17 protein-coding genes and 1 pseudogene are annotated in these 17,313 nt (G+C 52.2%); 8 read left to right on the plus strand and 10 right to left on the minus strand.

Translation table 11 applies throughout. The annotated features are described in order from the left end of the window. Positions 1 to 71: 71 nt before the first annotated feature. Complete coding sequence (locus R3B84_23895; GenBank protein MEZ6143619.1) at positions 72 to 308, plus strand: squalene/phytoene synthase family protein; 237 nt, start codon at positions 72 to 74, stop codon at positions 306 to 308. A 20-nt stretch (positions 309 to 328) separates the two neighbouring features. Next, on the plus strand, positions 329 to 1,177 hold the full coding sequence (locus tag R3B84_23900; GenBank protein MEZ6143620.1) for a phytoene/squalene synthase family protein: 849 nt from the start codon (positions 329 to 331) through the stop codon (positions 1,175 to 1,177). Positions 1,178 to 1,192: 15 nt separating this feature from the next. Here the strand turns inward: R3B84_23900 and R3B84_23905 are convergent, their stop codons facing one another. The 3 genes from R3B84_23905 to R3B84_23915 are packed head-to-tail and all read right to left on the minus strand — an operon-like array spanning position 1,193 to position 3,306. Then, positions 1,193 to 2,317 carry a Nif3-like dinuclear metal center hexameric protein gene (locus R3B84_23905; protein MEZ6143621.1) on the minus strand — a complete coding sequence of 375 codons (1,125 nt, stop codon included), beginning with the start codon at positions 2,315 to 2,317 and terminating at the stop codon, positions 1,193 to 1,195. 24 nt (positions 2,318 to 2,341) lie between these two features. After that, positions 2,342 to 2,578: a hypothetical protein gene (locus tag R3B84_23910; protein MEZ6143622.1), complete on the minus strand. Its 237-nt coding sequence runs from the start codon at positions 2,576 to 2,578 to the stop codon at positions 2,342 to 2,344. Beyond that, on the minus strand, positions 2,575 to 3,306 hold the full coding sequence (locus R3B84_23915; protein MEZ6143623.1) for a hypothetical protein: 732 nt from the start codon (positions 3,304 to 3,306) through the stop codon (positions 2,575 to 2,577). Before R3B84_23915 ends, R3B84_23910 begins: the two co-directional genes overlap by 4 nt. Before the next feature lie 489 nt (positions 3,307 to 3,795). Between R3B84_23915 and R3B84_23920 the strand changes: the two genes are divergently transcribed. After that, the gene (locus R3B84_23920; GenBank protein ID MEZ6143624.1) at positions 3,796 to 4,122 is read left to right on the plus strand and encodes a hypothetical protein; all 327 of its coding nucleotides are present in this window, start codon (positions 3,796 to 3,798) and stop codon (positions 4,120 to 4,122) included. Positions 4,123 to 4,323: 201 nt separating this feature from the next. Here R3B84_23920 and R3B84_23925 read toward each other — a convergent pair whose 3' ends face one another. The 3 genes and pseudogenes from R3B84_23925 to R3B84_23935 form a co-directional block, all read right to left on the minus strand. Continuing rightward, a complete protein-coding gene (locus R3B84_23925; protein MEZ6143625.1) occupies positions 4,324 to 4,722 on the minus strand; it encodes a hypothetical protein in 399 nt (132 codons plus the stop codon). A gap of 210 nt (positions 4,723 to 4,932) precedes the next feature. Further along, positions 4,933 to 5,253 carry a hypothetical protein gene (locus R3B84_23930; protein ID MEZ6143626.1) on the minus strand — a complete coding sequence of 107 codons (321 nt, stop codon included), beginning with the start codon at positions 5,251 to 5,253 and terminating at the stop codon, positions 4,933 to 4,935. A gap of 30 nt (positions 5,254 to 5,283) precedes the next feature. Then, positions 5,284 to 5,460, minus strand: a pseudogene (locus R3B84_23935) (tyrosine-type recombinase/integrase). A 373-nt stretch (positions 5,461 to 5,833) separates the two neighbouring features. On the opposite strand from R3B84_23935, the gene R3B84_23940 reads away from it, so the two are divergent. Both R3B84_23940 and R3B84_23945 read left to right on the plus strand, forming a co-directional pair. Beyond that, positions 5,834 to 6,178: a DUF6717 family protein gene (locus R3B84_23940; protein MEZ6143627.1), complete on the plus strand. Its 345-nt coding sequence runs from the start codon at positions 5,834 to 5,836 to the stop codon at positions 6,176 to 6,178. A gap of 98 nt (positions 6,179 to 6,276) precedes the next feature. Then, a complete protein-coding gene (locus tag R3B84_23945; protein MEZ6143628.1) occupies positions 6,277 to 6,780 on the plus strand; it encodes a hypothetical protein in 504 nt (167 codons plus the stop codon). A 22-nt stretch (positions 6,781 to 6,802) separates the two neighbouring features. On the opposite strand, the gene R3B84_23950 is transcribed toward R3B84_23945, so the two are convergent. Both R3B84_23950 and R3B84_23955 read right to left on the minus strand, forming a co-directional pair. Then, positions 6,803 to 7,273, minus strand: coding sequence for a YbaN family protein (locus tag R3B84_23950; GenBank protein ID MEZ6143629.1), 471 nt, complete (start codon positions 7,271 to 7,273; stop codon positions 6,803 to 6,805). Positions 7,274 to 7,287: 14 nt separating this feature from the next. Further along, complete coding sequence (locus tag R3B84_23955) at positions 7,288 to 8,361, minus strand: alpha/beta hydrolase-fold protein (GenBank protein MEZ6143630.1); 1,074 nt, start codon at positions 8,359 to 8,361, stop codon at positions 7,288 to 7,290. A 385-nt stretch (positions 8,362 to 8,746) separates the two neighbouring features. Between R3B84_23955 and R3B84_23960 the strand changes: the two genes are divergently transcribed. After that, positions 8,747 to 9,463: a hypothetical protein gene (locus tag R3B84_23960; GenBank protein ID MEZ6143631.1), complete on the plus strand. Its 717-nt coding sequence runs from the start codon at positions 8,747 to 8,749 to the stop codon at positions 9,461 to 9,463. A 30-nt stretch (positions 9,464 to 9,493) separates the two neighbouring features. On the opposite strand, the gene R3B84_23965 is transcribed toward R3B84_23960, so the two are convergent. Continuing rightward, positions 9,494 to 10,240 (minus strand): DUF1080 domain-containing protein, encoded by a 747-nt coding sequence (locus R3B84_23965; protein ID MEZ6143632.1) that lies wholly within the window; start codon positions 10,238 to 10,240, stop codon positions 9,494 to 9,496. Between the two features lie 272 nt (positions 10,241 to 10,512). Beyond that, on the minus strand, positions 10,513 to 12,801 hold the full coding sequence (fusA, locus tag R3B84_23970) for an elongation factor G (GenBank protein MEZ6143633.1): 2,289 nt from the start codon (positions 12,799 to 12,801) through the stop codon (positions 10,513 to 10,515). A 275-nt stretch (positions 12,802 to 13,076) separates the two neighbouring features. Between fusA and R3B84_23975 the strand changes: the two genes are divergently transcribed. Together R3B84_23975 and R3B84_23980 are read left to right on the plus strand one after the other, a co-directional pair. Beyond that, positions 13,077 to 13,814, plus strand: coding sequence for a hypothetical protein (locus R3B84_23975; protein MEZ6143634.1), 738 nt, complete (start codon positions 13,077 to 13,079; stop codon positions 13,812 to 13,814). Then, positions 13,795 to 17,307 (plus strand): protein kinase, encoded by a 3,513-nt coding sequence (locus tag R3B84_23980; protein MEZ6143635.1) that lies wholly within the window; start codon positions 13,795 to 13,797, stop codon positions 17,305 to 17,307. Before R3B84_23975 ends, R3B84_23980 begins: the two co-directional genes overlap by 20 nt. The last annotated feature ends 6 nt before the right edge of the window (positions 17,308 to 17,313 follow it).

The raw sequence follows: 17,313 nt of genomic DNA on the forward strand, positions 1-17,313 counted from the left end.
AGCACAATCCCAGCTATGTGCCACTTCGTGTATCAATGGGTATACGGTAATGCTGTACTTCTTGCACAAAGCTGCTACTTGCATTCCAGGTGAATCGTGCCCAACAGCTGTTCGATGCTGGCAAACCACTGGTGGGGCGGTTAACAGGTCCCATTCGCCACGATGTGGCGTTGTTTATCCGTGGTGGGGAAGCAATTCTGGCAAAAATTCGCCAGCAGAACTACGATGTCTGGAAATCCCGCCCAAAATTGTCCAAGTGGGGCAAAATTTCCCTTTTATTGGGGCATCTGTTCGGTCGGTGGCGTTAACATGCGCCTAAAATAACGCCATGGTTCCGCTAAGTCAATCGTACCGACATTGCAAATTGCTCACCCAGCGTACGGCAAAAAACTTTGGGCCGGCGTTCTGGTTGCTGCCACGCCAACAACGTTATGGCATGTACGCGTTGTATGCGTTTATGCGTCGCACCGATGATCTGGCCGATGGTGATGGCACCATTGCGGAACGGCAGCAACAACTGGAACGGTGGCGGCAACAACTTTCAGATGCAGAACAGGGTAATTTTTCCGACCCCATCCTGCCCGCACTGCTGGATGTGGTGCTGCGGCACGGCATTCCTTTGCAGCACTTCCACGAAGTAATCACGGGCGTGGCGATGGATCTGACGGGAGTGAGTATTCATGATTTTGCCGATCTGGAGCGATATTGCTACCACGTGGCATCGGCAGTGGGGCTGGCGTGCATCCACCTGTGGGGTTTTCGCCAGCCGGAAGCCCGCGAACAGGCGATTGCCACCGGGATTGCTTTCCAACTGACGAACATTCTCCGCGACCTGCGGGAGGATGCGGAACAGGGACGGCTTTACCTGCCCACCGTAGAGTTGCAGCAATTTGACTGCCCACCTACCACCTGGAATTGCGATAATCCGAAGTTTCTGGAATTGATGCGGTTTCAGGTGGATCGTGCGGAACAGTATTACCAGCAAGGCTGGCTGTTGCATGCGAATTTGTATCCCCACGGTCAGGCGATTTTTCAGGCAATGTACCAGACCTATCACACCATCCTGAAAACGATTCGCCTGCGAAATTACGATGTTTTTACCGAACGGGTACGTGTTCGAAAGCGAATGAAATTGCGGTATTTGCTGCAGGCCGTCCCCACCCGCTTTGGCTGGTAGGGGGAATGTAGTTCATTATTCCAGGCGTTTGCCATCGACGGCGGTTACGGGATCGCGTTCTTCCATGCTTGCCCAGCATGTTACCGGTGGGAAGGCAGCCCGCAGGCGATCTGCCAGCATTTCTACTGCGGGGCGTTCTGTGGCATAGTGGCCAGGCAGCACCAGGGCCAAACCCAGTGCGTTTGCAGCCAGATAATCGTGGAACCGCATCTCACCAGTCAAAAACAGATCCGCACCCGTGCGGTGGGCATCGCGCATGAATTCACCCGCAGCACCGCACGCAATGGCTACTTTCTGGACCGTGCGGTCGGCCTGGCCCACAATTTGGACCAGTTGGGCGTGCAGCACCTGCCGCACGTGGGCCGCAAACTGCCCCAACAGCACACCTGTGGGCAATTCCCCCACGCGGCCTTCCCCCACGCTGGTGCTGGAAATCTCTGCCAGTGGGTAAACATCATACGCCACCTCTTCATAGGGATGGGCAGTAATCATCGCACGTAACGCCTTGTCCAGCAAGTGTTTCGGACAAACCACTTCCAGACGGGTTTCCGATACACGTTCCAATTGGCCTTTGGTGCCAATCACGGGTGACGTGCTTTCTGTCCCAAAGAACGTACCAGTTCCGGACAGTTGAAAACTGCACTGTTCATAATCGCCAATGACCCCCGCACCTGCCTGAAAGAGGGCTTTGGCTACCAATTCCAGGTGATCGGTGGGCACAAAAACCACAATTTTGTATCCCGCAGATCGCTTTGCTGGTCGAAGTGGGCGAATATTCTGCAGCTGGAGCTGCGTGGCAATCCAGTCGTTGATCCCACCGGTGGCATTATCAAAGCGAGTGTGGGGTGAATACACCGCAATGCCTGCCTTTGCCAGCGGCCATAACAATTTTCCTTCCGAATTGTTTGTGCTGAGGTTTTTGGTGCCACGAAACAGCACCGGGTGGTGCGTCACGATCAACTGCACGGGTGCCTCAAGAGCTTCCCGCACCACTTCGGGCGTGATGGTCAAGCAGGTAATACAGGATGATACTTGATCGTTGGGGTCGCCCATCAACAGACCGGTATTATCCCACTCCGCTGCCAGCTCACGTGGGGCAAATTGGTCCAGCCAGGTGGAAATTTCTCCAACAGTCGCCATATTTTTACTCGGTTATATAGCTGATTATTGATGCTTGCGGGAAGGAGTGCATACAATCGCCAGTGCACCACCTGTCAGTGCCAGCGAGAAGAGAATCGCACCCGCGTACGTGGGCTTTTCTGGTTCAGCAGGCTGATCTGATTGGGGGATATTGAACGCACCCTCTTTCAGGCCGGGCCGCAAGTCGTTCGGATTGTCCTGTGCCGCACCTGATACGACGTAAATAACTAGCAGAAAAGCACTTAGAGCAAATTTTCTCATTCGTCTTTCTTTTCCAGTTTGGCCAGGGCATCCCGCAGCGCTTTCAGTTCTTTCTCCATTTTACTGGTCTTTTCCTCCACGGGGGGCGAAACCACTACCGGTGGTAATTTTTCTGTCGTCTGGATCTGCTGCAATAATTTATACGCACGCACCCGGGCACGCCAGCGGTGCCAGAAAATCTGAAATAGAAAGCCGATCAGCGTGATCACGGAAATACCGATGCTGAGAATGGTGCGGTGATTTCCTGCCCACACCGCCATATTTTTTTCAAACAGGTGGCCCATCATGGTCAGGCCTGCGTGAAAAAAGAGCATCGTTCCGATGAAACTAGTCAGAATCATTGTCCAGAAGCGATAAAGAAGCAGTCCTGCAAGCCCACCAGCCAGAAAAACTACCCACAGATCGTGCCACGCGGGGAACAGACGATGAAAAATGAGCCACATAGTTGAACCAGCGGCCAGAAATGCGAAAATGCGGGCAAATTCCAGTGCCAGCATCCCTGCAGAAACGGACAGGAGCAACGCCAGAACCAACGCACTGCGCCCATCAGCATGACCAGCGGTCAGTCCAAAAATGCCCCCTGCGACGGTGACTCCAGCAACCGTCCAGACTCGGTGAAACTTCCAGCCAAACAAAAGCAAAGCCAGGCCCACCGCGACACCGGTGCCAGTGACACCCATGGTCAGCCCACGTGCTTCGGCAAGAATATCAACCGCAATCAGGTTCATTACTTGACGATAGCCCCAGTTGGGAAATCATTCAAGCCGATCTGCAACTAATCGCCCACAACAGGCATGGCGGGAGAGCAAATTGCCTGAATTACCCAAACAACCCAAACTTCCAGATGGGGTTGCCGATAGTATTCAATTGGCCTTTGAAAATACGATTGTTAACTCAGTTTACGTCCGAATGGACGGGTAGGGTTTGCCCACAGTGATCTCGCACCCTCGGTTTGGTAAGGTTCACTACTCCAGTAATCCCAGAGTGGTTTGCGGAACACTCTCCGCGAACAAGTACATGGCTTTCGCGAGCCCCCTACGCTGATGATTCTGCTCAACTAGCACATTCTGGCAGTGGGCGCCCCGTCGCCGAACGTGGTCCGCGATTGAGCAGAGTCGCGGAGTGAATACTAAGCGATTCCTGCTCCAATCGCTCACTAAAACATTTTCACCAGTTGGCTGGGATTGTGCCCCAACTTCAAGAAAACCGGCGGAAAAGTGCAGTCCAGCAAGACGCGACGTGGGAAAGGGCGCGCGGCCCACGCCTTGCGGCTGGCTGCGTGGGGGTTGATGCGGAGCACCAGTTACCTGGGTGGCTATTTAAGAAGACAGCGTTCTCGCCTGGGAGCACCGAAAGCGATCACGGCAACCGCCCACAAGCTGGCCAGGATTATCTACCATTTGATGCGGTATGGCGGGGATTACACGAAGCAGCAGGAAGAAGCGTATGTGGCAGAAGTAATTGCCCGGCAGGAGAGACAGTTGCATCGCCGGGCCAAAGAGCTGGGGTATGAGTTAAAGAAAGTGGAACCCACCGTTGCGTGAATGGAAAGAGCAGGTTTTTGACAATTTGATGAAGAAGGGCTTGTGTGAAATTTATTAAAAAGATACCCACGGCAGACGCTATCGTTACGCGGAATATGCACTTTAGCTTTCATTGATGAAATAATTCAAGCGAGTTGAATTGAAAAGTTAGTCTTCAGCTGGGGAAGTTCCTGGGGGCGGCGTGCCTTTGCTGCACAGCGGCTACCCCCGCCACGGCTCCATGAGGTTACCGTTCCAGGGCAGGAACAGATACCCCTTCGAGGCGTCCTGCAACGCGCCCTGGACCTCCATGAGCGTGTTGATCTCGTCCAGAGCCGCGTCCAGGTCGTCGATGCTGATCTCGAATCGGGCGGAGCACTCTCGCAGGGCGGCCTCGTGCGGGGTGCCCTCACCGACCTCGGCGGCTTCGGCCGCGACGTGCGGGCCGGAGGCCAGACGGACGCGGAACCAGCGATTCGGAAAGCCTGGGATGTCCGGTCGGCCGGCGGTGAGTTCCTCGCCGCGGCGTGTGACGGTCAGCCCGTACCCGGCCAGCGTCTTGGCGGCGGCGTCGAGATCACATGCGTCGGGCCGGAAGAACACCATGCAGCCGTCAGCCACCCGGAAGCCCTCCGCCGCCGAACGGGTCCGCGATTGAGCAGAGTCGCGGAGTGAATACGAAGCGATTCCTGCTCCAATCGCTAGTTAGGCCGCCTGCGGCCGTCACTTTTACTATATGCTCAATCGCGGACTGACATTCACTGGCCGGGGCCGACGACCAGTGTTCGAATTACAAGGACCGTCGTGGCCCCGGTCCAGTGCAGTGTTTGGTTAGCTGACGGCCTCCTCGCCGTGCTCGTAACGCGTAGACGCTTCCTCCCGCCCTTCGCGATCCCAGTGACGCCAGAGGCCATGTTCTTTGCCGGCGACATATTCGCCCTCGGCAGCAAGTTGGCCGTTGTCGTGAAAGTCACGCCAAAGGCCCGTCTCCAACCCATGCTCGTAGAGTCCTTCACTCGCCCGCTGACCGTTCTCATGGTACGCGGTAAACAATCCGTGCCGGATCCAACGGCTCCCGTCTTCCGAAAGCTCGCGACTGTACCGGAAGCGCAGCACGCCGGACTCGTAGGGGATCTCCGCGATGTGTAGCACGTCGTCGATCGGCGTTCCTCATCCAACTAACTAGTTATTAGCCTGCGTATCATGCACAATAACATGCCGAGTGTTAGTGAGCAATTCAGGCAAACAATCGGCAGGACGTTGAACACCCCGGCCGTTGGCGTTTAACACATGCGTGTATATCATCGTTATCGTCACATCGGCATGTCCCAACAATTCTTGCACCGTCCTAATTTCAAAGTACAGCATGAAGAACACCATCATTGCAAAGAATTTTAGTCGGTAGATCTAAGGGGTGCAAGAAAAAAACATACTGCGCTACAGAAGCACATAGTACATGGGCAAAACTGGATTCCCGCCTTCGCGGGAATGACGGTTCTGGCTTGCCAGTTGGTGGTCTTCCCGCTAACGGACTAATCCATTCGCATGGGCAGTTCCAGACTGAACAACCCTCGTTCATGAAAGAAACTGTTTGTGGTTGAATGTGCCCAGGACTGCGGGTATGATGAAAAGTCGGTTATCCAAATAAGTACTTGGTACTGAAGTTGCTTCGAATCAACATCCGCTATATTGCATCATCGTGGACTTCTGATTCGAAAGAGTAAATCGTGTGATGAATTCGATACTCGTTATTCACCCTTACAAATCTGAAGGCATGTGGGTATTTGATGATGCCCACGTTGGGCTGGTGCGGGAACCATTCGTTGCTGGCGCGGATACAATCATCGACCGGATGGTTGAGGGTATTCCGAACGCTGCCTCTGGAGTGACCATCCTGTTTTCGGCGACCCAGTTTCCAGGTAGCCAGTACGAGTTCTTATGGCGGCGGGAGGAAATGGGCGGCAACTGGTATTTTGCTCCCAAATTCGATATGGAAGGCTGGCTGTGCCCAGCGCTGTTCAAGTATTTCGATTCCGCTCCAGAGCGTATCTTCGCTCAGATAAAGCAAAAAAGCTAAAACCTGGCTTTTCCTGCCTGCGACGGTATCAATTAAATCAAGTAGTTCAGGCTTTCCGTTCTTTCGCTTGGTCATCATGATTAGAGAAGGGGGTTGGCGTGCGGAAATCTCTGTTCAGACTTGGCATTGTACTGTTTGCTTCATTGATTGGTTTTGCGGTTAGAGGTTGCTCGATCTTTTCGTGGCCCGTGACCGTCACCAGTCTTTCCCCTGACGATCAATTTCGTGTCACTGTAGTTGAGTTGCCGAAGTGGATCGACCGCAACTTCGAGGTACGGTTGGAAAAACTTGGATCACGGCAAGTTCGCACTTTGTTTTATTCGCCAGACGAAGGTGGGCCAGTCGGATCAGAGCGGGTGGTTTGGTCCGTAGATGGTTCTCGTTTTCTGCTGCTCGGCAGACACTTCTATATCAGCGACAAAGGCAAGCTCGCAGGTGGTGAGCAGGCGTACTTGATGGTGGATGTGCTGTCGGGACAGGTGTGGTGCAACGCAACACAGCAGCGCCATTATTCGGAGTTTGGCGTCGCAGAACTCCAGGCCGTCCTTTGGCTGGGGTGGGCACCGCAGGCCGCTTCAGAAGTTTCCCCAGACGAAGACTGACTCAAAATCGGCAATCATTCCATCAACTATTTATCCCATTCGATGGCTTTTCAGCGGTGTGCAGCGGTTTCACTTCTCCATGAATGGTGGGCAGGGCCAGAATGGTAAGGATGCCGATTCCAGCCAACACTCCAATGCCAATCTTACCCACGGTGGGGAGGGTTGTCAGGGCGATACTGCAACTCACCACAATAACTGTGGTGGTTATCGCGACGATTTTTACCGGTTTCCGTATCCCCCGGTGGGAGTGCCAGTCCCGCAGCAGTTTGCCAAATACTGGCGAACGCAGCAGCCAACGGTGGAGTTTTGGCGAAGATCGCACGAAGCAAAAACTTGCCAGCAATAAAAAAGGGGTGGTGGGTACGCCAGGCAGAAGCACGCCGATGTAGGCACAGCCCACGAAGAGGCACCCAAACAGGATAAGAATCAACCGTTTCCAGAGCACCAGTGGTGCCACAGAAGAATCGAGCCGATTTGGCGGAAGTTCTTGCAAGGGAAGAGGTTACATTACTTAGGTGCGTATTTCTGCAACAGGGGGCTGGCCCAGTCGGCCAATGGGTCCAACATGCGAATGGCTGTATCGCGGTTATGCTTTCCATTCGGAACCATAATCACTTTCATATCTATTTGATGATCGTTTTTGGCAATGTGTTGAAAAGCAAGTGTCTGGGCATCAAAGTTCAGTTCATCGCACTCCCCAAAACCTGCAAACATTTGCTGTTCACCAGGTTTGACACCGTATAGCTTCAGCATTTCAGCGGGATTATCAGTGGCAATTTTCGCAATCACGTCGCGATCCTCACCAAACACAGGGGCAATCACTCGTCGCTGGCGTATCGTCAGAATGGTGCTGTCCAGACGCCCAATCGGTGCCAGTGGGCGATACGTGTCGTTAATTCCCAGGTTGTAAGGGTCAAAGTTTGTATCGGTATTGCCCTGACAGTCGGCATAACGCAGGTGCAGTGGGGACATAATGCCGATCAGCATCCCTATATCGTTGCGGTATTTAATGCCCAGGTTGTACGCACCGAAACCTCCCATCGACACACCGGCAAAAACGTGGGCCTCTTTATTCGGTTGCAGGCTGTAATTCGCAAAAACGAACGCCCACACATCCTTCATGATAAAATCTTCATATTTCCCGAGGCGAGAGTTCAGATAGAGGGTGCCCGCATCCAGAAAGGATGCCCGGCCACGGGAACTGCCATCGGGACAGGCGATGACGCACTTCGGCAGTTTGCCATCGTTCATTGCTTTGTCGAAGTGGTGCACCACTTCCAGGAAATCTTTTTCGTCCTGAGCAAAGCCATGGAACCAGAATACCACGGGATATTTGTTTTTGGGGTCGTAGCCAACTGGTTTGTAGACATAGAGGTCGCGTTTTTCGCCTAAAGCATTACTGCATATGCGGTTATCGCGGCCATGGTTCGCAGTGTAGTCGTCGATTTGCCCTTTCAGCACGTGCTGATTCAGGTAATCAAGATCGAGGGGTGCAGGATTGGCATTCAGAAAATTCTTCGCCCACGTGCAGCCAACTCCAAAAGTTAAAACCACCAAAGTAAGTGCTGCGCGCAAAACCATGACGAGGAATCTCCTCAGTAAACACGAATCGAATAAAACATGATGTAAGTTTATCATTTCGGCTGACACTGAAAACGCCTAGATGCTGGTTCGCAAAAGTTTTCCTGTGGAACAAGAATCCCACCCATTTAATTCATACAGCCACGATCAACCCTGTAACTGTTTCCGCAAGCAGATATATATTGGATATCGAATATGCTTTAGCAGATATATAATTCATAAGTTATTCAATCTGGCCTAATAAGCATTTCTGGCACAATCGCTACAGGCGTTACCTCACTTCTCCCTTTTTGCCACAATCGGCATCTTCCGGTTATTGCGCATTTTCCAATTCTTCGATACTTACCCAGGTTGCCTGCCGCCCGCAGGAACGTGGGGTCTTGTCATGCGATTTTTCACCAGTTTTGGAATCATCGGTGCGGTGTTGCTTGCTGGATGTCATGCACTAACGCCAATGCATCTGCGGGAAATTCGCTTTCAGAACGAAGAAGAAACGGAAATGGCCGCGGAATCCAGTTCTGTACGCTCGCTGGATGCCGCTATCGATGCCATTTCTACTGGTAACGATCAGGCGGCAATCACCCACTTGGAAGAGTATCTGCAATTGAAGCCAGACCAGATACAGTTTCGTAAACTCTTAATTGGCTGTTACTTACGAACCAATAACGACCAGCAGACGTTTCGCCATTACGAATTTCTCCTCGCTGATCTACAGTCGAAAGAAGATACCCTGGCCGACCGGATTGCTCTGCACACCAGTGCGATGGAACTGGCAATTTCGCTGGAACAGTCCCACGCCGAAGAGTTTCACCGTGGGCTGGGGTTTTATTGCATCTCCCAGCGATTGAGGCAGGTCGATTCGGAGAACGAAGAAGCGGAAGCTCTTCTGTTCAAAGCACTTACGGCATTAAAAGGCGTTTCTGAAGGCACCCACCCATATCGTGCACGTGCCTGGTGGTACACCTATTTGATTTACGAAATGCTGGAACAACCAATGCCTGCACGTGATGCGTATCGGAAAGCGAGAGAATTCGAACCGTTCTCTCCATTGACGCCCACAGAAACAGTGGAGATGCGCTTAAGAGAAGAAATTGTGCAGTAACATTCAATTCATGAATAAGCCTTAATCAAATTACTTTTTCGCTGGCTCATAAATGAAAGACTTATCATCTGTGGGCACCACCCAGACGTTGCGGAATTTGACCGGATTGTTGTGGTCCTGAAGAAAGACTGGCCCGGTCATGGTTTTCTTTTGCTGAGCCCAAATTGTCTGCAGATAAGGCGTTGTGCCATAGCGAAATGGGTGAAAAGTCGACTTCGGCTCCGCAAAGCTGGCATTTTCCTGCACCTTCTTGCCGTTGTACCAGACAGTCATGGTTCCTTTTTCGATAATCTTTTCATTTTCATCCCGCCGTGGGGCCCGGTAGCGAATATCAAACACCTGCCACTCGCCTGGTTTGCGGCACGCATTCACAGAAGGTGGGGAGAAGCCATAAACAGCACCGGCATCGTCCTGGGTTACCTTTTCTTTCCCGAACGAGTTGAAAATCTGCACTTCGTAGTTTCCATGCACATAGACACCACTGTTCCCGGGGCCTTTTTCTGGCAGCATAAACTCCACATGGATGTCGGCGTCGCGAAAATGCAGCTTGGAGACGATATGGTTCTTGTTCCCTTTTGCCTGCGTGGATACCAGCGTGCCATCCTGGACCGGCCAGTTGATTTTTTCCCCACTCATGCTGAGGAAAGAATGATTGCCCTTGGTATCCAGCAAAACAATGGCATTGGCGGGCGGCTTTGCCGGCAACATGCTCTGATCGGGCTGAAAATCGCCATCAGCCACAAAAAAGAAACAGGACAGAATCGATACAGGGATCATTCGCAACCTCGTCAGATACCATCTCAGGTGGGTAATGTTCACAATATAAACCTGACGAACCGACAATGCAAAAGAAACTTTGGCGATTACCTGACATATCAACTAATTGCCCCACGGAAAAGGAGGCTGAAAGCACTGAAATTAAAGGAATCTTCGTGAAATGCACCGCGAATTCGCAAATCTGAACGAAAAAAATACTGCTGATCAATCTGAAACAGAGAGATCAGCAGCATTTCTATGTTGTCATCAAATATGAATAACCGATGGTGCGGTTATTTTTTGTCCGTCTTCGGAATGTCCGCCAGTTCAATCGGTACTTCAGCGTAGTGGCTGAATTCCATCGAGAAGCTGGCTGTACCACCGGTGGCACCACGCAGGTCGCTGGTATAACCAAAGACGCTGGCCAGTGGCACCTTGGCACGGATCATCCCGCGGCCTTTGTCGCTGGAGATTTCTTCAATAATCCCACGACGTCGGCTGATGTCGCCCGTAATGGCCCCCTGGTGGGTTTCCGGGCTGACCACCACGACGGTCATAATCGGTTCCAGCAGCTTAATACCGGCAATTTCCTGTACTTCACGGAAACTTTCTTTGGCAGCCAGGTAGAACGCATCCTGCGATGAGTCCACCGGGTGGGTCTTGCCGTCGAACAGTTCTGCCGACAAATCCACAAACTGGAACGGATATTTCTGTCCTTTCCGTGTGGTTTCGCGGTAGCCTTTTTCTACAGATGGAATGAATTCTTTTGGAACCACCCCACCGAAGATCGTTTCTTCGAAGTAGATGTTGTTGGGATCTGGCTTATCGCCTTCTTCCACAGCTCTCTTCTGCCAGGCAACAATTTCATCGCCAGTTAATGGCTTGTAGCGCATGTGAATCACAGCGAACTTACCACTACCACCCGTCTGCTTAATGTAGCGGGTCTGGTATTCAATTGGCTTGGCCAGAGTCTGGCGATAGGCCACCCGTGGCTTACCTGTGGTTACTTTTACCCCAGGGAAGCGGTGCAGCTTATCTACAGAAACTTCCAGGTGCAATTCACCCATCCCCGAAAGGATCAGGTCCTTGGTCTCTTCATCCGTGTGGAACCGCAGCGTCGGGTCATCCCGTGTCAGACGGTTGATTGCCTGACCCAGTTTGTCCGAATCGGTGCTCTTATCGGGATAGATTGCCACCGAAATCACCGGTTTCGGGAAGGTAATCGATTCCAGAGCAACCGGATTCTTCTCATCGCACAGTGTGTGACCAGTGTAGGTCTCTTTCAAGCCCAGCACTGCCACAATGGTACCAGGATACGCTTCTGCCAGTTCCTGACGAGTGTTACCCATCATCCGATACAGACGAGCAATCCGTTCCGTTTTCCGAACCGTGGTGTTCAGCACAGCATCGCCCTGACGCAGTGTGCCAGAGTAAACCCGCACGTACACCAGGTCGCCAGAAGGTTCTGCCACAGTTTTGAATGCCAAACCAGCGAATTTTTCACTGGGATCAGGCTTCAAGATCGTCTTTTCGTTGGTCTTGGTGTTAACGCTTTCAATCGTCCCACGGTCCAGTGGGCTGGGTAAAAAGCTTACCACCGCATCCAGCAAAGTCTGCACCCCATGGAAGTTCTTGGAAGAACCACAGTAGATGGGGGTAAATTTCCCTTCCAGGGTGCCTTTCCGTAAAGCAGAGATCAGCTTGGCTTTCGGAATTTCCTGACCTTCCAGGAGCATTCCCATCAGTTCATCGTCGGCCAGCGAAGCTGCTTCCAGCAGTGCTTCACGGGCAGCAGTCGCCTGATCCAGCATTTCTTCCGGAATGTCTACCAGTTCGTACTTCTGGTTCGTCTTGTCGGTTTTGTCCCGCAGGATGAATTTGAAGTCAATCAGGTCGATCACGCCTTTGAAGTCGTTCGAAGCACCCCAGGGGATCGCACAAATTGCAGGAGTTACCTTCAATTTTTCGACCATCTGGCCAACACAATCCTTGAAATCTGCACCAAGGCGGTCCATTTTGTTCACGTAGGCAATCCGTGGGACGCCGTACTTGTTCGATTGGAACCAGACGGTTTCCGATTGCACTTCCACGCCACCCACCGCGCAGAACACACCCACCGCACCGTCGAGGACACGCAGCGAGCGTTCCACTTCAGCGGTGAAGTCCACGTGGCCGGGGGTATCAATAATATTGATGGTGGTGTCGCCCCAGTCGATGGAAACGGCAGCACTGTTGATGGTGATCCCTTTTTGCCGTTCGAGTGGGTCGAAGTCGGTGGTGGTATCACCATCGTCCACGTCACCCACTTTGTGTTTGGTACCACTGTAGTAAAGAATCCGCTCAGTGGTCGTGGTTTTCCCTGCGTCTACGTGAGCAATAATCCCGATGTTTCTGACTTTCTCAAGCATGAAAAGACGGCCGGAAGATGGCCTGCCGGCTCCTGGTAAGGACAATAAAGCGCTCGACCGACACCCCGCGTGTCGGCCCATGGTCTGGAAGTGAATCCAGCAAACGCTTATGATATTTACTTTGGCACTTTCGTCGCGGGTGGGCAGTAACAAAGACCACCCATCATCAAACATTCATTTAATCATACAAAAAACTGGGTGGGTTGCCATCGAAGCAACTCACCAAATGTTCGAAATGGTGCGACAAAAATGTGCCCACCTGATAGACGACGCTGGTGCCAAATGGGTTCAATCCCAGCCACAAAGTGGTGGGTCCGAATGCAAAAATGGAGCAAAATTCCCAAAAATGAGAAAGTGAAGATTTGATGAGGAAAAAATAAGGTGTCCGCGCGAGCTGCCCAACCGCATTATGATGATGCCAGTGTCATCACAGTAAGGAACCACCTGCAATGAATAGTTCCATAATCCACAGCCGCACCCTGTGGCAACGAATGTACGAACAACCCGACAATAACCAGATCTGGACTCGATTTCATCAGCACTACAGCGAACGGATTTACAATTGGGCGAAAAGGATCCTCCGCAGTGACGAATTAGCCGATATGGTGACGCTGGATGTCTTCCAGCACCTGCACAAAATCATTACTGATCCAGAACGGAAGCGGGTGGAGGCAATCAATGGCACCTGCGCTGGTTTTATCCACGGTGCGGTGAAATTTGTCTGCAACAGTTACCTGCGGAAAGAAAATAGGGAGCGGGCCAAACTGCGGGAACTGGCCCACGTGCTTGCGAACGATGAAAGCACCATGCGTCTGGAGCAGAGTATCCAGGAAGCCGAGGTGGAAGAGCAGAAAATCTTTGTGCTGGAACACTTTGCGGAATTGAGCGATTTGTACAAACTGGCCGTGTTGCGCTACAAAGCCAGCCAGGCTACCCTGAAGGAACAAGGGCAATCGTGGGAGATTTTCCTGGCGGCGTACTCCCGCGACCCCGAGCATGGCATGGGCAAGTTACTGGATGCTCAATTTAAGATTGAAACTCGTGGTTATGCGCTCAAAGCAGCGAACCGTGTGGCGAAGTCGCTGTTCAAATTGATGCAATTGCCTTCAGAAACAGATGCGGAATGGAATCAGTCGGAAACAATCCTGCGGGAACTGGTGAAAAAAAATGGTGACCCATCCAAGTAAAGCAGAATTGCAGTGCTATCTGCGAGATTTGCTGCCAGAAACCCAAAGTTCGGAAATCGGCCTGCATTTGCAGACCTGCGAAGAGTGCAACCACCTGCTGGACGAGCTGGAAGGTGGCAGCGCCTCCGTCAGTACGGAACAAGTTTCGCTCCCACCGGACCTGGCAGAGCGTATTCAGGCGATGGCCTTCCCACGGATCGAGGGGTATGAAATTGAAAAGGAAGTGGGGCGGGGCGGGATGGCACGGGTGGTGAAAGCGATTGACCGCAATCAACGCACGGTAGCTATCAAAATCCCGATCAATCTTCACGATCAGGAGTTGATGCGGTTGTTTGTGAAGGAAGCCACCACCATTCATCACATTTCCCGCAGTGAAATGGCCGATCATCGGCGGCTGATCGAAGTTTATGACATCCGGCTGATGCCGGTTCCCTGTATCGTGATGGCGTACACTCCCCACGGCACGCTGGCAGAGTTCATGCAGGCCCACGGTGGGGAACTGGTGCAGAATCCACAGGCGATTGTCCCATTGATGATGCAAATGGCAGAGGCACTGCACACCATCCACCATGCCACGCCGCAAATTATCCATCGCGATGTGAAACCGGCCAATTTTCTGTTACTGAACAGCCCACTGAATGAAGATGGCGAATTGAATGTTGATCGGATTCAACTGGCGCTGACAGATCTGGGGCTGGCGAAGGCCGCCAACAGCACCACCCACACCCGCATGGGCGATCTGCGTGGTACCCCCCAATACATGGCACCCGAAGTGCTGGAAAACCCACAGCACGCCACGGTGCAGTCCGATTTATACTCGTTGGGGGTAGTTTTTTACGAATTATTGACCGCAAGTCGGCCGTTTCCCGAAGCCAGCCCACCAGTCATGCTGCAACGGATGAAAAATGACCTGCCCACCCGGCCAGGCGAAATCCAGCCGATGTCGAAGATTCCGAAAAATATCGAAGCAATCTGCCTGAAATGCCTCGAAGTGAATCCCCGGCATCGGTACCGCACTGCGAATGAGCTGATTCACGATCTGCAGCACTGGCAGGATGGGAAAATCACCGCCCGGCTGCCAGGTTTTCAGCGTCGGCTCTGGCGCTGGGGCAGACGCAATACTGTTGCGGTGGGCACGATTTTCAGCCTGCTGATTCTGGTGGTAATTGGGCTGGTAGCCACACTGTACAGTATATCGCAGGCGGATCTTCGATTACAGGAAAGAAATGCCGCTGATTTACGGGCAGCACTTGCCATCAATCAGGCAGATCTGGCGAACAAAGAAGCCGATCTTGTCCGGCAGGAACTGACCGAACAACGGCGGTTGGATTCGCAGGAAAGCATTGCAATGCGTGCATTTGATGAGATGTACGCAGCACTGAATCAGGGGGACTTTGCTGCCGCCAAAACCAGTCTGGAGCGGGTGCGTGGTGCTCTGGGTAGTGATGCCCCACCAGCACTGCAGGCAAAATTTTCACAAGCGGAACAGCACTTTCAAGTAGCACAGGCACTGGATGATAACCGCCAGCGACGTGGGGTATTGAAACTGGATCCTAAGTTGCCGGAAACATCAGTGCTGCTGGAATATGAGAAACTTTTCACAAAGCTTGGTCACTTCCCATTGAATGACCAGAGTGCCGAACAGTTGGCAGCATCCCCGATCTGCATGGCGCTGACGAATGCTTTGGATGACTGGGCCAGCGCCTGCCGCGATACCAGGGAAAAACAGCAACTTTATGCGCTGGCCAAAAAAGCCAGCCCCGACCCACAGTGGGGCGACAAGATCCGCGACCTCGCCAGTAGCAATGACCTGCCAGCACTGAGACAATTGGTACAATCGCAGCCACTCAGTCGTCTTACCCAGCCGCAAATTGCCCAGTTGGCTTCCACCTTACCGATCAGCGATCCAATAGTAGGAGAGTTGTTGAAAGAAGGCATTACTTCGCACCCCCACGATTTCTGGTTCAATATGCTTGCTGCCAAACGCGCCATCAGCATGTTAAACGGTGATTTCGGCCACGACCGCCGCCAGCAGAATCTGGCGATTGCCCACCTGCATACGGCTCAAGCAGTTCGGCCTGATAGTCTGGGTGCGTTGTTCATGCTGGCATATATTTCCAGTCAGGAAAATTATCCCGAACAGTTGGATCTGCTTGCAAAACAGGCGGGCAAGTTTGATCGGGAACACTGGATCCCCCACTATATTCTGACAATGGCAGCAGTGCGTCGCATGAATCTTCGAGAAGCGATGCAGCACATCGATCGTGCAATTCAGTTAGAGCCAAATGTCATCAATCTGGGCTATGCCAAAATTCAGATCCACTACATGCTGGGCGAAATCACCGAAGGGGTTAGCGTGTGTCAAGCACTGAAAAAGCAATTCTCGCATATTCCGGAAGTGAACTTTTATTTATGTGCTGGTTTACTTTATCAGAACAAATATTCCGAAACGCAAAAGCTTGCTCTGGAATATCTGACACTGAACCCGAATCAGCCAGAAATGCGATTAATCCTGAGTGTTTGTCTGCTAGTACAGGGAAGGCTGATCGATGCCAAGCCACTGATCGATTCAATCACTTCCAGCGACATGGAACTGGCGATGCAACTGGTACCAGTACGTGCCATGCTTCACTACCTGACTGGTGATCTGGATCGGGCCCAACATTTGCTGAAACAATCAGATTCACTAACGAAAGATTATCAGACAATGCTCATGTCCGCATTCGTAGCCACATCAAAAGGCAATTTTCAGGAGGCAAAAGAAGCCATTATCCGCGGCAGAACAATAGTGAATGATAATCGGGTGAATCTCTCTCAAATCGCAGGCAGTATGATTCAAATACAGTTAACCGCCTTCACCAATCACCTGAAAATGTATCAAGGCTTTTCAGATGCACTTGGTGATCGACTTCCGGGGGTGGTGGATTCCAGTACCGCCACACTGAGAAATCGGCTTGAAGCGATGAATGCTGCAGAATTTTTGTATGCCAGACAGTTTTATTCAACTGCAACGCAGTTCTACGAACTGGCAGTTTCCACCAGCGCGGGCAGAATAGGAAGTTATGTCCTCAACGTTCAGTGTGGGACGCGGGTAATGGCAGCCCGCTCTGCCACCCTGGCCTGGTCGGGTGCTGGGCGGGAAGCGTTTCGAACCAAAGATGCCGACCGCGAACGTTACCTGCGATTTGCGATCCAGTGCCTGCAGGATGAACTCAAGGAGATTCGCCAACAGACCAAACCAGCCACTGGTTTACTGGATCGGATGAATCAAGCCCTTTCTTCACGTGGTAAATCGGATTATTCAACGCGGTTGGGGATCATTCGCCTGCACCGCGATCTGGAACCACTGCGGGATGAACGCTACCTGCAACAAATGCCGGCAGAACAGGCAGACACCCTCCGCAAATATTGGAAGGATGTCGATGAGCTGTATGCTTCAATCCATCCCCCACTGAATATTCCGGGTATAAAGCCAGTGTGGATGTTTGAATAATCCCCT

Source organism: Zavarzinella sp. (assembly GCA_041399155.1).
Taxonomy (GTDB): Bacteria; Planctomycetota; Planctomycetia; order Gemmatales; family Gemmataceae; genus JAWKTI01.

Bases quoted from the DNA above. Each gene is read 5' to 3' on its own strand.
- R3B84_23940 (MEZ6143627.1), top strand. From the start codon at position 5,834: ATGAATTCGATACTCGTTATTCACCCTTACAAATCTGAAGGCATGTGG.
- R3B84_23980 (MEZ6143635.1), top strand. From the start codon at position 13,795: ATGGTGACCCATCCAAGTAAAGCAGAATTGCAGTGCTATCTGCGAGAT.
- R3B84_23910 (MEZ6143622.1), bottom strand. From the start codon at position 2,578: ATGAGAAAATTTGCTCTAAGTGCTTTTCTGCTAGTTATTTACGTCGTA.
- fusA (MEZ6143633.1), bottom strand. From the start codon at position 12,801: ATGTTTGATGATGGGTGGTCTTTGTTACTGCCCACCCGCGACGAAAGT.
- R3B84_23905 (MEZ6143621.1), bottom strand. From the start codon at position 2,317: ATGGCGACTGTTGGAGAAATTTCCACCTGGCTGGACCAATTTGCCCCA.
- R3B84_23900 (MEZ6143620.1), top strand. From the start codon at position 329: ATGGTTCCGCTAAGTCAATCGTACCGACATTGCAAATTGCTCACCCAG.
- R3B84_23975 (MEZ6143634.1), top strand. From the start codon at position 13,077: ATGAATAGTTCCATAATCCACAGCCGCACCCTGTGGCAACGAATGTAC.
- R3B84_23960 (MEZ6143631.1), top strand. From the start codon at position 8,747: ATGCGATTTTTCACCAGTTTTGGAATCATCGGTGCGGTGTTGCTTGCT.
- R3B84_23965 (MEZ6143632.1), bottom strand. From the start codon at position 10,240: ATGATCCCTGTATCGATTCTGTCCTGTTTCTTTTTTGTGGCTGATGGC.
- R3B84_23915 (MEZ6143623.1), bottom strand. From the start codon at position 3,306: ATGAACCTGATTGCGGTTGATATTCTTGCCGAAGCACGTGGGCTGACC.
- R3B84_23955 (MEZ6143630.1), bottom strand. From the start codon at position 8,361: ATGGTTTTGCGCGCAGCACTTACTTTGGTGGTTTTAACTTTTGGAGTT.